Below are 16,646 nucleotides of genomic sequence, written 5' to 3' on the forward strand. Positions count from 1 at the left end.
TTCCCTCAACGCCCCGGCATCAACGGCGACACCGGCGCCACCGTCGGCGGCCGCTGCGGATACACCGAGGTGCCGAAGGTATTGCCCATGCGGGTGCTGGTGGCCGCGCGGTTGAACAGGCCGAGCTGGTTCGAAGGCCGGTTGGCGATCGCTTCCGAGGCCAGTTGGGGCGTACCGTCGGCGTCGCGCGGCGCCGACGCCGGCGGGCGCATCTTCTGCGTCAGGCAGTCGTAGGAGGGGGCGCGCTCGCCGTTCACCGTCACCTCCATGCAGGGATTGGCCGGGGCGGCTTCCTGCGCCATGGCGCCCAGGCTGCCGAGGGCGGCCAGCATCGCGATCCATCCACAGGCTGCGCGCATCGAAGTCTCCGATCCCTGGAAGAAAAAAACGCGCCAGTGTAGGCCGGAAACAAGTCGCGGCGGTGTCGCGAACTCGGGAGTCCGGCACCTGTCATGGGTCGGTCATGTCAGCCGAATAGCCTCAGGCCGCGAACATCGAGCCAGGCCGCGAGGCGGACGGTCGCGCCCCCACTTTCTCCCCGCAGCACTTCCTTGCCTCTCTCTTCCGCCTCATGACACGTGCTTCCGCCTCGGGCAGTGCCCTGTCGCTGTCCTGGTGCCTCGTCGTGCTGCTGATGATGGGCGCGCGCTTCGCCCACGCGCAACTGCCCGGTCCGCGCGAGGGGGCCGGCGCGCTGAACTTCGACATGCAGGCGCAGCCGCTGCAGGATGCGCTGGCCGAATTCGCCCGCATCACCGGCCATTCGGTGCTGGTCAGCAGCAGCCTGGCGGAGGGCCGCACGGCCTCGTCGGTGCAGGGCCGGCTCGCGCCGCGCGATGCGCTGCGCCAGTTGCTGGTGGGGTCCGGCCTGGTGGCGCGCTATGTCGGCGAACAGTCGTTCACGCTGGTGCCCGAATCGGTGGCGGAGGCGAGCGCTCCCGTGGCCTCGCGCGGCGAGGACAGCGGCCGCAGCGACGAAGCCGTCGCCGACCTGCGCGACTACGCGGCCGCCTTGCAATCCTCGATCACGCGCGTGCTGTGCATCGCGCAGCCCGATGCCTTCGGCCGCTACCGGCTCGGCGTGCAGCTGTGGATCGACGCCGACGGCACGGTGCGCGACATCCGGGTGCTCGAAGGCAGCGGCCAGCGCGAGCGCGATGCGCGCGTGCTGCGCAGCCTGCGCGACCTGGCCCTGGACGCGCCGCCGCCCGCGCTGCCGCAGCCGCTCACGATCCTGCTGACCCCGCGCACCGACCCGGCGCGCGATTGCCGGCCCCATCGGTCGCGCGCGGGCTGAGGGAGCGGCGATGCCCGACCGCTTCAAGGCCGCACTGCGGACGCTGTTCCTCGCGCGCTACGCCCAGTTCAGGAAGCACCTGCACATGCGGCTGGGCTCGGAGGACCTGGCCAACGACGCGCTGCAGGAAGCCTATCTGCGGGTGGAGAACAGCACGGTGCGCAGCGAGGTGCGCTATCCCTCGGCCTACCTGTTCCGCATCGCGCTCAACGTGGCCGAGGACCAGCGCAAGAGCAACGCGCGCCTGCTGAGCGTGGGCGAGGTCGAGGCGCTCTACGACATGGCCGACGAGATGGCCGACCCGGCGCGCGGCGCCGAGGCGCGCGACCAGCTCGCGGCGCTCGAACGCGCGCTGGCCGAGCTGCCGCGCCGGCGCAAGGCGATCGTGCTGGCCGCGCGCGTGGACGAGATGCCGCACAAGGACATCGCCACGCGCTACGGCGTCTCGGTGCGCACGGTCGAGAAGGAATTGCGCGCCGGCCTCGAGCATTGCTGCGAGCGCTTGGGCCGGGATTTCATCCAGCGCTTCGGTCCTGGCGCCGGAAAACAGTCGAAGCAAGATGAAGGCTGAAAACGATGAAGCCGCGCCCTTCGACGAACCCGGAGATCCCGACGCGATGAAGACCCTGCAACGCGAAGCCCAGGCCTGGGCGGTGCGTCTGGCCTCGGGCCAGGCGAACGAGGACGACGCGCGCGCCTTCAAGGCCTGGTGCGCGCGCAGCCGCGAGCATGCGCAGGCCTTCGCGCAGGCGCGCGAGGTCTGGCGCGCGATGGCGCCGGCCGGGCTGCAGCTGCGCCGGCAGGAAGAGCGCGCGGCGCGCCACCGGCTGCCGATGCCGGGCCGCCGCGCCTGGCTCGGCGGCGCGGTGGCGGCCTCGGTCGCCTACCTCGCGGTGTCGCCGCCGCTCGGGCTCTGGTCGCCGGTGACGGACTGGAACGCCGACTACAGCACCGCGACCGGCGAGCAGCGCGAGGTGCATGTGGCCGGCGGCGTGGTGCTGCAGCTCAACACACGCACGCGCGTGAACCTGCGCCGCGCGGCGGGCGATGGCGGCGGGGGCGACAGCGTCGAACTCGTGGCCGGCGAGGCCGAGTTCGCCAACGAGGCCTCGGGCTCGGCGCGCTTCACCGTCACGGCCGCGGGCGGCACGGTGTCGGCGCAGCGCGCGCGCTTCAATATCCGCAACCTCGACGGCGAGGTCTGCCTGACTTGCCTGTCGGGCCAGGTCGAGGTGGCGCGCGGCACGCAGCGCGTGCGGCTCGACGAGGGGCGGCAGCTGCGCTGGAGCGCGGCCGGCCTGGGCGCGGTCGCGGCGGTCGATACCGGCGCGGTCAGCGCCTGGCGCCGGCGCCAGCTGGTGTTCGACCGGGTGCCGCTGTCGGAGGTGGTGGCCGAGGTCAACCGCTACCGCCATGGCCGGCTGGTGATCACCAACGCGGCGCTGGGGCGCACCAGGGTGCAGGCCAGCTTCTCGATCGACCGGCTCGACGACGTGGCCTTCCTGGTGCGCGACGTCTACGGCGCCGAGCTCACGCAACTGCCGGGCGGCATCGTGCTGCTGGGCCTGGCCAGCGCCTGAGCGCCGGGGTGGCGCGGGTCGTTCGTGAAGTTTTCGTGACATGGTGCAGTCGCGCCGTGGCTTCGCTGTCATAGCTCGGTAGACCACGAGGCCGCGGGCCTCGCGGCATCGATCGAGCAACGCAACACGAACCCATGGAAGTCCGCATGCAACGCAGCAGCAGCACGGTGTCCCGGCGCAACGAGAGCAGCCCCTTTTCCTTCACTCCCCAGATCCGGCTGCGGCCGCTGGTGCATGCCATCGCGCTGATGCTGGCCGCGGGCGCCACGGTGCCCGCCGCGCATGCGCAGCGCGCCTTCAGCGCCGGCTGGATGGCGCAGAAGAACATGGCGCAGAGCACCGCGCTGGCCACCGGCCGGCTGCCCAACGGCATGCCGGCCTCGGCGCTGGTGAGCCCGCAGGCCCAGCAGCAGCGCGCGGGCGAGCAGCTGCAGCGCTCGATCGGCAACCTGAACCTCGCGGCGCGCGGCATCGCGGCCCAGCAGGCCGCGCAGGAAGCGGCGCGGCGCACGGCCATCGCCAGCGGCCAGGGCGTGCCCGACGGCCTGGCCGAAGGCGGGCTGCGCGTGGACACGGCCAGCCTCACGGCCGGCTGGGCCAATGCCAATGCGCCGGTGGAATCGCACAACGGCGGCCAGACGCAGGTGACCATCGCGCAGACCGCGCCGCAGGCGATCCTCAACTGGGAGACCTTCAACGTCGGGCGCAACACCACGGTGAAGTTCGAGCAGCAGCCGAGCTGGGCCGTGCTCAACCGGGTCAACGATCCGCAGGCGCGGCCCTCGCAGATCCAGGGCCGGATCCAGGCCGACGGCACGGTGATGGTGGTCAACCGCAACGGCATCGTGTTCAGCGGCAGCAGCCAGGTCGACACGCGCAACCTGGTGGCCTCGGCCGTCGGCATGAGCGATGCGCAGTTCAGGAAGGGGCTCTACAGCGAAGCCCAGGGCACGAAGTTCGTTCCGAGCCTGGCCAACGACCTGCAGACCACGGCCAACAGCTTCAGCCATGGCGCGGCCACGGGCGACGTGGTGGTCGAGGCCGGCGCGCGCATCGCGACGCGCCGCCCCGAGACGGTGACCGAGGCCGGCGGCTATGTGCTGCTGGCCGGCCGCGAGGCGCACAACCACGGCCAGATCAGCACGCCCAACGGCCAGGTCATGCTGGCCGCGGGCGATGCCTTCGTGATCCGCAAGGGCCTGGGCACCGACGAGAACCAGGCCTCGACCACGCGCGGCAACACCATCACGCCGCTGCGCCTCGAGGGCAGCGCCGCCGGGCTGGTGCGCAACACCGGGCTGCTGCAGGCGGAGCAGGGCGACATCACGCTCACGGGCCGCGACGTGCGCCAGCAGGGCGTGGCGGTGTCGACCACCTCGGTCCACACGCGCGGCACGGTGCACCTGCTCAACGACACGGCCGACGCCGCGGGCAAGGTGACGCTCGAGGCCGGCAGCGTGACCGCGATCCTGCTCGACGAGAGCGCGACCACCGCGCTCGACGTGCAGCGCAACGCGATGATCAAGGACTCGGACAAGGCCGGCGACGGCGTGGCGCACCGGCGCGACCAGTCGCTGGTGCGCATCGCCAGTGGCGGCGAGGTCGAGTTCCTCGGCGATTCGCTCACGCTGGCCACCGGCGGCCAGGTGCTGGTCGATGCCACGAGGCGCAGCAGCGTGCGCGAGGGCGCGCGCATCGACGTGGCGGGCGCGGTCGGCGTGCGCGTGGCGATGGAGGCCAACAACGTCGAGATCAACGTGCAGGGCAACGAGCAGCGCGACGCGCCGCGCAACCGCGACGGCCGCGCGCTGTTCAACAACAACATCTGGCTCGACCGGCGCTACCTGGTGCGCGTGCCCGCGGGCACCAACGGCTACGAGACCGACCGCTGGTACACGGCGGGCGGCCTGCTCGAGGTCGGCGGCTACCTCGGCATCGCCGGCCACGGCATCGGCGAATGGTCGGCGCAGGGCGGCACGGTGCAGTTCGGCGGCGGCGAGCTGCGCACCGACAAGGGCTCGAGCATCAACCTCGCGGGCGGCACGCTCGACGTGCAGACCGGCAAGATCCGCCAGACCTGGCTCAAGGGCTCGGACGGCCGGCTCTACGAAGCCTCGCGCGCGCCCGGCGACCTGCTCTACACCGGCCTCTACAAGGGCTTCGAATCGGAGCACAAGCGCTGGGGCGTGACCGACGCCTTCTACAACCCGCTGATCGGCGCCAAGGAACGGCTCGAGAACGGCTACACCGTGGGCCGCGACGCGGGCCGCCTGGTGGTGGCGACGGCCAAGGCGACGCTCGAGGGCGACATCGACACCAGCGCCTTCCAGGGCCAGGGCCAGACGCAGGCGCGCGACAAGTCCTTCGACGGCTACCGCCAGGCGCAGACCGCGGTGGCGCTGCGCGGACAGCTGATCGTCGGCAAGCAGACGCCGGTCTACGACAAGGCGACCGAGGGCCTGCGCTACATGGAGGACGCGGTGGCGCAGCGCATCGCCATCGGCGGCGCGGCGGAGGAGGGGCTGGACCTCCACCTCGACGCCGGCTGGCTCGACGCGCTCGAACTCGGCGCGCTGCGCCTGCATGCCACCGACACCATCGCGGTGCGCGAGGCGGTGCGCGTGGCACCGGGCGGCGACATCGCGCTGCATGCCACGCAGGTGCAGGTCGACGCGGGACTCGAAGCGCGCGGCGGCAGCATCGCGCTGGGCAACGTGTTCCAGAAGTGGAGCGCCAGCCTCGGCTGGGTCGACCGCCTCGCGGCGCCGCTCAAGCCCGAGCTCGCGGCCGGCGTGAAGATCGCCGACGGCGTGCTGCTCGATGCGCGCGGCCTGTGGTCCAACCTCGCGCTCGACCGCGCGGGCACGGCGGGCGTGCCCTTCGTGGCGGGCGGCAGCATCCGCGTGCAGTCCAGCGGCGACGTGGTGCTGTCGCAAGGCGCGGTGCTCGACACCTCGGCCGGCGCCATCTACCGCGCCGACCACAGCGTGCAGGGCGGCCGCGGCGGCGACATCGCGCTGGCCGCCAATGCCTACCAGGCCGGCACCGCGGGCCAGCCGATCGGCGAACTGGTGCTCGGCGGCGCGCTGCGCAGCCAGGGCATGAAGGGCGGCGGCACGCTGCGGCTGCAGTCGGGCGGCGCGGTGGTGATCGGCGGCGAGATCGCGGGCGGCCGCGGCGTGCTGGCCGCGGGCGAGGTCGCGCCGATCGACCTGATCGCGAGCGAGGGTTTCGTGGTGAAGGCCGGCGCCACGCTGCCGGCCGACTTCAGCTACATGCGCACGCGCGCCCAGCCTGGCGAGGCGCTGGGCGCGGCGCCGCGGGTGGACCGCGCGCGGCCCGAGACCCACCTGACGCTGGCCGCGAGCTGGACCCCGCCGAAGCCCATCGGCAACAACGACAGCTACGTGCTGCAGACCGCGGCCGGCCAGTCCTACTCGATCTATTCGTGGAGCCAGGTGCCGACGCTGCCGGCCGGCACGGTGATCATCGGCCTCGCGAACCAGTCCGGCAGCGGCTTCCCGAGCCGCTACGTGGTGTCGCCCGAGGTGTTCCCGCAGGGCATGGGCATCCAGCCGACCGCGGCCATGCTCCCGGCCGGCACCGCGGCGCCGCGCGACCTCGAGTTCGCGGCCGGCACGCGCATCGCCGTGGGCGCGCGTTTCGATCGCGACGTGGCGGTCGGCCGCGTGCTGCATCTCGATGGCGAGCTGCTGCGCACGGGCTTCTCGCGCTACGAGCTCGTCGGCCACCAGGGCCTCGCGGTCGCGCCGGGCGCCGCGCTGCGCGTGGAGATGCCGGTGCAGCGCGCCGACACCACCGCCGCGCGCAGCCTGCCCACGGGCGCCGACACCGCCGGCGTGTTCCAGACCTGGCTGCCGCCCGAGTACACCGAGAACGCGGCCAAGGGCCTGCTGACGCAGCGCCAGGGCGCCGACCTGCAGCTCACGGCCGGCTGGGGCTACGGCTCGCTGGCCCCGCTGGACGTGGGCCGCGACGCGCGGGTGCAGGTCGATGCCGGCCGTGCCATCACGCTCGTCGGCAACGGGCAGCTCACCATCGACGGCACGCTGCGCGCGGCGGGCGGGCGCATCGAGCTGCAGACCTTCGGCTATGGCTCCGACGGCGCCTCGTCCAAGGGCCATGACCGCTCGATCTGGCTCGACGACCACGCGGTGCTCGACGTGTCGGGCGAGGCCCGCATCGCGACCGACCTGCGCGGCCGGCGCTACGGCCTGGTCGGCGACGGCGGCAGCATCCAGATCGGCGGGCGCTACAACGCCAGCGCCACCAGCACGGTGGGCGCCGACAACTTCATCGTGGTGCGCCCCGGCGCGCGGCTCGAGGCCTCGGGCACCAGCGCGACGCTGGACCTGCCGCTGGCCGGCGCCACGGCGGTCGCCTCCGACGGCGGCCTGATCTACCTGAGCAGCTTCAACGGCCTGTTCATCGACGGCACGCTGCACGCCGCGGCGGGCGGCGCGGGCGCGGCCGGCGGCACGCTGGGGCTGACGCTGGAGGCGCCGGCCTATCCCGAGGCCAACGCGCCCGACGCGCGCGTGCGTTCGCTGCGCGAGATCAAGGTGGGTGCGCGGCAGGGCCCCGACTCGCTGCGCGCCGACCTGCGCCCGGGCCAGGCCGATGCCGCGCTCGCCTACGGCCGTGCGCGCATCGGCGTCGACCGTATCGAGGCCGGCGGCTTCGACAGCCTCTCGCTGCTGGTCAACGGCGTGATCAGCTTCGAGGACGGCGTGAACCTGCGGCTCGGCCAGGCCCTGCGCATGACCTCGGGCAGCTTCAGCCTCGCGCAGGGTTCGGGCGACGGCTCGCAGGTGCTGCTGGCGGCGCCCTATGTGCGCCTCGGGGGCAACACCGGCCTGGGCCGCGACAGGTACATCCTGCCGATCCCGGTCAATCCGCGCGTGCCGCGGCTGGCCGCCGGCTCGGGCCTGCGCATCGAGTCCTCGGTGCTCGACGTGATCGAGACCGTGGCCTTCGGCACCGCGGGCGCCCAGCCCGAGCTCGAGGGCAACGTGCAGGTCGAGCGCGACGGCTTCGAGCGCCTCGAACTGCGCAGCCAGGGCGACCTGCGGCTGCAGGCCTCGCTGGTGCGCGACCGCACCTCGCTCGAGACCGCGGGCGACCTGGTGCTCGCGGCCAGCCAGATCTATCCGGCCACCGGCGCGCGCGCCGAGATCCGTGCCGGCAAGAGGGGCGAGTTCGATACCTGGGGCAACTACAAGAACCTCTACGACCCGGCGCGCAGCCTGCGCGTGGAGCGCATCGGCGAGGGCGAACCCGCCGTGCCGTACTCGGCCTTCGGCTCCCTGCTGCTGATGTCGGCCAACGTCGACCAGGGCGGCGTGGTGCGCGCGCCGCTGGGCAGCGTGACGCTGGGCCGTCCCGAGGGCCAGGCCGAGGACCTCGCCTCCACGGTGCTGCTGCGCGCCGGCAGCATCACCTCGACCAGCGGCGCCGGCCTGGCCATGCCCTACGGCGGCACCAAGGACGGCCTGACCTATGTCCACAACGGCCTCGACGCCGGCTACGTGGGCATCGGCGGCTCGGCGTCGGCCTTCGGCGGCGTCACGCTGCTCGGCGAGCGCATCGACGTGCAGGGCGGGGCGCTCATCGACCTGTCGGGCGGCGGCACGCTGACCGGCGCGGCCTTCCTCTCGGGCCGCGGCGGCTCCACCGACGCGCGGCTCAACCCGCTGGTGCAAAGCGGCACCGGCCGCGCGGCCTTCGTGCTGCCGGGCCTCGCGACCAACCCGGTCTACGCCATCGTGCCGGGCGCGCAGCCCGGTGCCGCGCCGATCGCGCCCGAGAAGGGCGCGGGCGAACCGATGGTCGGGCGCCAGGTCACCATCGGCGCGGGCGTGCCGGGCCTGCCGCCGGGCACCTACACGCTGCTGCCCTCGACCTACGCGCTGCTGCCGGGCGCCTTCCGCGTCGAGCTCAACGGGCTGGCGAGCGGCCAGGCGGCCTTCGGCGCCACGCAGGCGATGCGCAACGGCTCCTTCAGCACCGCGGGCCGGGTCAGTGTCGCCAACACCGGCATCCTCGACGCGCTGACCACGCAGCTGGTGGTGACGCCGGCCGACCTGCTGCGCACCTATTCCCAGTACAACGAGACCAGCTATGCCCAGTTCGGCCTCGACTGGGCCGCGCGCGACGGCGTGCCGCGCCCGCGCCTGGAACGCGACGCGGGCCGGCTGACGCTGACCCCGGGCATCAAGCCGATGGAGGACCGCGGCATCCGCATCGCCGAAGGCACGGTGCGGCACGCGGCCGCGCCGGGCGGCTTCGGCAGCGAGCTGGTGGTGAGCGGCAGCACGCGCATGTTCGAGATCGTGGCCGCGGGCAAGGGGCCCACCGAGGGCTTCACCGGCGTCACGCTCGACGCCGGCATGCTCAACGGCATCGGCGCGGGCACCATGGCGATCGGCGGTGCGCCGCAGTCGCGCTTCGAGTCGGAGCGCAACACCCAGTCCTCGTACCTCGCCGGCTTCGGCACGGCCTACCAGGCCGCCAGCGGCATCGTGCTGCGCGAAGGCGCCGTGCTGTCGGCGCCGCAGGTGTTCCTGGTCGCGGGCCAGCGCGACGGCGGCATCGTGCTCGAGCAGGGCGCGGCCATCGACACGCTGCGCCGCGGCCCGGTCTCCTGGGACTCGAAGGCCGGCTACGTCTTCAAGCCCGGCGATGTGTCGGTGCTCGCGGTCTCCAACGGCTGGCTCGACATGCTGGCCCCGAGCCTGAGCACCGACACCCGCTACGGCCAGGGGCCGATCCGCATCGGCGTGTGCGGCGGCAGCGTGCGCTGCGGCGGCACCACCACCCTCTATGCCGAGGGCACGATCACGGCCGCGACCGACCGCGCCTTCGAGCTCGGCGACTCAGTGCGCTACGGCGCGCGCAACCTGGTGCTGGCCGTGGGCGGCATCAACGTCGGCAGCGCCGAGGCGCTGGAGCGCGCCCGCGCGGGCGGTGCGCTGCCCGCGGGCATGACGCTGAACCAGCAGGTGCTCGACCGCCTGCTGCGCGGCGACACCAGCACCGGCGCACCGGCGCTCGAGAACCTGGTGCTGACCGCGCGCGACTCGGTCAACTTCTACGAATCGGTGCGGCTGTCGACGCTGTCGTCCGCCAACGGCCAGCCCTCGCTGGCGCAACTGGTGCTGACCACGCCGGCCATCTACGGCCATGGCGGCGCCGGCGACGTGGCGCGCATCGAGACCGACACGCTGGTGTGGAACGGCTCGGCCTCGCCGGCCGGCGGCGTGATGAGCGGCGGCGCCGGCACCGGCAGCGGCCGGCTCGAGGTGGATGCGCGCGAGATCGTGTTCGGCTACGCGGCCCAGACCCAGCCGAAGTCGGTGATCTCGCACGACCGCCTGACCTTGGGCTTCGGCACGGTGGCGCTGAACGCCAGCGAACGCATCACGGCCAACCACCGCGGCAGCCTCGGCGTCTACCAGTCGCAGGGGGCCTGGAACGACAGCACCAAGGCCTTCGACCGCAGCGGCGGCGAGCTGCTGATCACCACGCCGCTGATGACCGGCAAGGCCGGCTCGGTCAACGACATCCGCGCGGGCGGCCGCATCGCGGTGACGGCACCCGAGGGCGCGGTGGCACCGGCGGTCGGCGCGGTGGCGCCCGAGGCGCTGGGCGCCGAGCTGCGGCTCGACGCGGGCGGGCAGCTGCGCTTCGACACCACGGTGCTGCTGCCCAGCGGCAAGCTGAGCCTGGTCGCGCAGGGCGACCTGCTGCTGGGCGAGCGTTCGATGCTCGACCTCGCGGGCCGCCGCGTCGATTTCTTCGACGTCAGCAAGTACGGCTGGGGCGGCGACCTGGTGCTCGAAAGCCGCGCCGGCAACATCGCGCAGGCGGCGGGCGCGCGCATCGACCTGTCGGCGCGCAACAACCGCGCGGGCCGCCTCGATGCCTTGGCGCTCGATGCCGGCGCGGGCACGATCGATCTGCGCGGCGCCATCGCGGCCGGCAGCAGCGGCTCTTACGACGCGGGCGGCACGCTGGTGCCCTACGCAGCGGGCGACATCGAGCTGCGCGCGCAGACCATCGCCGACTTCCAGGGCCTCAACGCGCGCCTCAACGAGGGCGGCGCCTTCGGCGTGCGCAGCTTCCAGCTCAAGCGCGGCGACCTGGTGGTCGGCGACGAGCTCAAGGCGCGCGAGATCAACCTCTCGGTCGACGGCGGCCGGCTCACGGTCGCGGGCCGCATCGACGCCAGCGGCGAGCAGGCCGGCAGCATCCGGCTGGCCGCGCGCGACGGCGTGTCGCTCGCGGGCACGGCGGTGCTCGATGCCAGCGCCAGCGTGCTGCGGCGCGACAGCTACGGCCAGGCGATCGACGCGCCCAACCGCGCGGTCATCGAACTCGATGCCGGCAGCGGCACGCTCTCGATCGCCAGCGGCGCGCGCATGGACCTGCGCGTGGCCGGCGCCGCGAAGGACTACGGCACGGTGGCGCTCAACGCACCGCGCCGCGGCGCCGACGACGTGGCCATCGAGGCCGCGGGCAGCATCGTGATCCAGGGCGCGAAGTCGGTCGCGGTCAATGCCTTCGTCACCGACAAGAGCGCGACGAAGGGCACCGACAAGAGCGTCGACGGCCGCAGCTACCAAGTGATCGACCAGGCCTACCTCGACCGCCTGCACGGCCAGAGCGAGACTTTCATCGATGCCGCGCTGCGCAACGGCGCGCTGATGAACGGCCGCCTCGCGGGCCTGCGCGCGCAGGGCGAGCGCTTCCACCTGCGCCCCGGCGTGCAGATCGTGACCGACGCCGTGATCAACCCCGATGGCGACCTGCACGTGGACGGCGACATCGACCTCTCGGGCCACCGCTACGCGAGCGTGAACCCGCGCACGCAGAAGACCCTGGCCTACGGCTCGGGCGAACCGGGCGCGCTGGTGATCCGCGCGCCGGGCAACCTCGAGGTCTTCGGCAGCATCAACGACGGCTTCGACGGCTCGCGCCTGGTGCGCGGCGCCACGCCCGACGACAAGGGCTGGATCCTGCCGAGCGGCCGGATTCCCTTCGGCGGCGACCTCGTGATCCCGCACGGCGGCCTGGTCACGCTCGACACCGGCACCGGTTTCGAGCAGGGCCGCACGCTCAACTTCGACCTGCCGGCCGCCGCCGTGACGCTGCCCTCGGGCACGCAACTGCCGGGGGCGATGGTGCTCGACCAGCCGCTGACCGTGCCCGCGGGCCTGGTGCTCGGCGCGGACGTGCGCGACGCCGCGGGCAAGCTGCTGCACGCGGCCGGCTCGGTGCTGGGCGAGCCCGTGACGCTGCCGGCCGGCACGCGCCTGGCCGCGGGCTTCCGCCTGCCGGCCGCGGTGCGCATGGCCGCGGGCATCTGGCCCGCGGGCGTGCCGCTGCCGGTGGGCATGTCGCTGTCGCGCCCGCTCCCGCTGTCCAAGGGCGCGGTGGTGCCCTCGGAAACCCAGGTCAAGCTGCCCGGCGGCGTCGAGATGATCAACCTGCGGCCCGCCGATGCCGACGGCAACCAGGGCCGTACCTGGGCGCTGGCGCCGATGCTGCCCGCGGGCTCGCTGTCGTGGGACCTGCGCCTCGTGGCCGGCGCCGACCTCGGCGCGGCCGACACCCGCCTCGCGCAGCCGCACGCCACCGGACGGCTGCAGCTGGCCGACACCCATTTCGGCCTCGGCGCGAAGGTCAGCGACGTGCCGGGCACGGGCTCGCCGGCCACCTACTTCTGGGGACCGGACGCGGGCGAGAAGCTGGTGATCGACTTCTTCGGCGAGTACGTGCTGAGCTTCCAGATCGTTCCGGGCACGCCCATCACGCCCGAGCAGATCGAGGAGCTCCAGATGATCGGCCTGGTCGGCAACGACCCCGGCGAGATGAACGACTTCGGCTACGGCCAATACGCCACCGTCGACAAGCCGGCCGTGCCGCCGGACCGCGTCGCGGCCTACCACCCGGCGCGCGAGCAGCTGTTCAGCGTGCTGCGCACCGGCACCGGCGACCTCGACCTGGTGTCGGGCGGCGACCTCACGCTGCGCTCGCCCTACGGCGTCTACACGGCCGGCACCGCCACCGCGCCCGGCGTGGGCGGCGCGGCCGACCGGCTCTACGACCAGGCCCGCGGCCTGCTCAAGGACGGCTCGATCCTGTTCCCCATCGAAGGCAAGCCCTACGAGCACCTGATCGACGGCGGTGCGCGCAGCCTCTACGCGGCCTGGTATCCGGAGCAGGGCGGCAACCTGCTGCTGCGCGCCGGCGGCGACCTGCGTGGCGACCTGGTCGGCAGCGGCGGCAGCCCGCGCCAGGGCTTCGAACTGTCCGAGATGCGCGGCCAGATCGGCTCGACCGCCACCGGCACCTGGCTCTGGCGCCAGGGCAGCGGCAGCGTCGCGACCGGCGCCGACGCGCGTCCCGCGGCCTGGTGGATCAACTTCGGCACCTACGTGGTGGGCGCGAACGGCGAGTACTACCCGTACGGGGGCAACAGCTACACCAACGACCCCTACCTCGTGGGCTTCACCGGCTTCGGCACGCTGGGCGGCGGCAACCTGGTGGTGGAGGCCGGGCGCGACGCCGGCATGATCGGCCCGCGCGGCGAGGTCTACTTCAACGACGGTCCGCTGCGCAGCTACACCACCCGGGTGCCGCGCAGCGAAGGCCTGCACCTGGCCGTGGCCAGCACCGGCCGCATGACGCCCGGCGGCGAGCTCGTGCTCACGGGCGGCGGCGACCTCGACCTGCGCATCGGCGGCACCCTGAACCCGAACGCGACGCTGCGCAGGAACGAGCACGACCTCAACAGCACGCTGGTCAACCTGCGCGGCGCGCTGCGCGTGCAGGCCGGCGCCATCGGCGGCATCGACGTGGGCGTGGGCACGCGCGACCAGCTCGACTCGCGCGGCGGCGATCCCTACAGCGCCGGCCGCGCCGGGGCCAGCGGCGGACCGGTGCTGGTGCTCGGCGACTCGGCGGCGCGGCTGGACGCGCGCGGCGACCTGGTGCTCGGCGGCGTGGCCGACGCGGGCCGCACCAAGCTGCTCAACGCCACGCCGTTCGGCTACCAGGGCAAGGAATACACGGGCCAGGGCTACAGCTGGTTCTCGCTGTGGACCCCCGCCACCGGCGTGGACCTGTTCAGCGCCGGCGGCAACCTCACGCCGACCACCGCCTGGGGCGAGGGCGCCGTGGCCGAGGACGTGGTGAACGCGCGCCGCGACACCAACGTCGGCGCGACCTACCAGGGCCATTTCTATCCGTCGATCCTGCGCGCGGTCGCGGCCAGCGGCAGCCTCTACTACGGCGTGGGCACCGCGAACCTGCTGGCCAACAACGGCGCGGCCTTCACGCGCACCGAGTTCGGCCTCACGCTCTCGCCGGCGCCGCAGGGCGAGCAGTACACCAACGTCACCGGCAAGGGCGTGCTCGAACTGCTGGCGCGCGACTCGATCCAGGCCAGCGGCTATGCGATCACCGCGTCGACCGCCGACCCGGCGGCGCTCACCAGCCCGTTCCGTCCGGGCTTCATGGGACTGATCGCCTACACCGGCGGCGGCCCCTACGGCCTGAGTCCGATGCTGGTGCACAACCTGCATCCGTCGGTGGTCAACGAGCGGACCGACTGGCTCGCGAACTCCAGCGGCCGCTATGCGAACGCACCGCTGTTCACCTTCGCGAGCCAGGCCACCTCGGCCTATGCCGCGACAGGCCAGGAGCCGGCGCGCTACTACGCGGTGGAAGGCGACATCGTCGGCCTGCGCTTCGGCCAGATGGCGAGCCTGGGCCACCTGGGCCGCGAAGGCACGCGCTACGACGGCTCGATCCCGGTGGCGGTGCGCGCGGGCCGCGACATCACCGACTCGGGCACGCGCCTGGGCCAGAAGGACACCATCGGCGAGGGCCGCGGCAACCTGATCTCGCACGGCCTGGCCGACGACATCTCGGTGGTCGAGGCCGGCCGCGACATCCGCCACAGCAGCTTCTACGTCACCGGCCCGGGCCTGCTCGAGGTGACGGCCGGGCGCGATCTGTACTTCGCCGACCGCGGCGAGGTCAAGACGCTGGGCGCCGTGGTCGACGTGAAGCCCGGCGACCGCAGCAGCGGCGCCAGCGTGGCGGTGTCGGCCGGCATGGGCGCGGGCGCCGACTGGCAGGCCTTCGCGAAGCGCTACCTCGATCCGGCCAACCTGGCCGATCCGGGCCAGCCGCTGGCCGACCAGCCGGGCAAGGCCGTGGCGGTCTACAACGGCGCGCTGTCGCTCGCGCAGTGGCTCGTGCGCGAATTCGGCTACGACGGCGACGAGGCCGGCGCCCCGGCCTTCCTGGCGCGCAAGCAGGTGGAGCTCGACCGCGAGCGCCAGCAGGCGCTCTCGCGCGGCGACAGCGCGGCCAACCGCTCGCTGGCGCGCGAGTACAAGGTCGAGAGCCGGCTGCACCTGGTCAACTGGCTCACGGAGCGCTTCGGCGGGGCCAACCGCCTCGGCCTGCACTTCGACGCCGCCACCATGGACGCGCGCGCCTTCTTCGCCGCGCTGCCGGCCGAGCAGCAGCGCGCCTTCCTGCGCAACGTCTATTACGCCGAGCTCAAGGCCTCGGGGCGCGAATACAACGAGGAGGGCGGCAAGCGCCGCGGCAGCTATCTGCGCGGCCGCGAGGCCATCGCCACCCTGCTGCCCGACACCGATGCCGAAGGCCGCCCGCGCAGCTACGAGGGCGACCTCACGCTGTTCAGCAGCGCGATCTACATCGACGGCTACGTGGTCAGCAACGGCGTCGGCAAGGACCGTCCGACGCCGGGCAAGACCTACATCACCAAGGCCGAGTGGGAGGCGCTGGGCAGCCCGGCCTACGACGTGAACTTCTACGACGTGCTCGACGCCGGCATCCACACCCAGTTCGGCGGCGACGTGCACGTGATGACGCCGGGCGGGCGCACGCTGGTGGGCGTGGACGGCGGCTTCGTGCCGGGGCCGGGCTCGGGCGTGATGACGCAGGGGGAGGGCGACGTCAACATCTACGCCCACGGCAGCATCCTGATGGGCCAGAGCCGCATCTTCACCACCTTCGGCGGCAACATCCTGGGCTGGTCGGCCGAGGGCGACATCAACGCCGGGCGCGGTGCCAAGACCACGGTGGTCTACACGCCGCAGCGGCGCGTCTACGACGGCGTGGGCAACGTCACGCTGTCGCCCAACGCGCCGACCACCGGCGCGGGCATCGCCACCCTGAACCCGATCGCCGAGATCCCGCCGGGCGACATCGACCTGATCGCGCCGCTGGGCACCATCGACGCGGGCGAGGCCGGCATCCGCGTCTCGGGCAACGTCAACCTCGCGGCGCTGCACGTGGTGAATGCCGAGAACATCCAGGTGCAGGGCAAGTCCACCGGCATCCCGGTGGTGGCGGCGGTCAACGTGGGCGCGCTCTCGAACGCCAGCGCGGCGGCCGCGCAGGCCGGCATCGCGGCGCAGGACTCGCTGCAGCGCGAGCGCGCCGAGGCGAGGAAGGCCTTGCCCTCGGTCTTCACGGTGCGGGTGCTGGGCTTCGGCAACGAGGCGCCCGAAGGCGCGCCGGCCGGCAACGGCGGCGCGCGCGAGCGCGGCACCACCGGCGCCGCCTACGACCCCAAGGGCGTGGTGCAGGTGCTCGGCGCCGGCGCGCTGAGCACCGCCCAGATGCAGTCGCTGACGCCGGGCGAGCGCCGCAATCTGAAGCAGTAGCACGAAGGACCACGCGGCATCCGCCGCGTCATTCCA

5 protein-coding genes are annotated in these 16,646 nt (G+C 73.3%); 4 read left to right on the top strand and 1 reads right to left on the bottom strand.

Annotation, left to right across the window (positions count from 1 at the left end; all coding sequences use genetic code 11):
- Positions 1–5: 5 nt before the first annotated feature.
- Complete coding sequence (locus BM109_RS07745; protein WP_177239273.1) at positions 6–359, bottom strand: hypothetical protein; 354 nt, start codon at positions 357–359, stop codon at positions 6–8.
- 212 nt (positions 360–571) lie between these two features.
- Between BM109_RS07745 and BM109_RS07750 the strand changes: the two genes are divergently transcribed.
- From BM109_RS07750 to BM109_RS07765, 4 genes are all read left to right on the top strand, one after another.
- On the top strand, positions 572–1,297 hold the full coding sequence (locus BM109_RS07750) for a TonB family protein (protein WP_093341872.1): 726 nt from the start codon (positions 572–574) through the stop codon (positions 1,295–1,297).
- Between the two features lie 10 nt (positions 1,298–1,307).
- Entirely contained in the window at positions 1,308–1,868 is a 561-nt protein-coding gene (locus tag BM109_RS07755) for an RNA polymerase sigma factor (RefSeq protein ID WP_093341874.1), read from the top strand.
- Between the two features lie 46 nt (positions 1,869–1,914).
- Entirely contained in the window at positions 1,915–2,877 is a 963-nt protein-coding gene (locus BM109_RS07760; protein WP_093342442.1) for a FecR family protein, read from the top strand.
- Between the two features lie 146 nt (positions 2,878–3,023).
- Entirely contained in the window at positions 3,024–16,610 is a 13,587-nt protein-coding gene (locus BM109_RS07765; RefSeq protein ID WP_177239274.1) for a filamentous haemagglutinin family protein, read from the top strand.
- The last annotated feature ends 36 nt before the right edge of the window (positions 16,611–16,646 follow it).

Origin of the sequence: Variovorax sp. PDC80, assembly GCF_900115375.1 — a bacterium.
In the GTDB taxonomy this organism is placed as follows: Bacteria; Pseudomonadota; Gammaproteobacteria; order Burkholderiales; family Burkholderiaceae_C; genus Variovorax.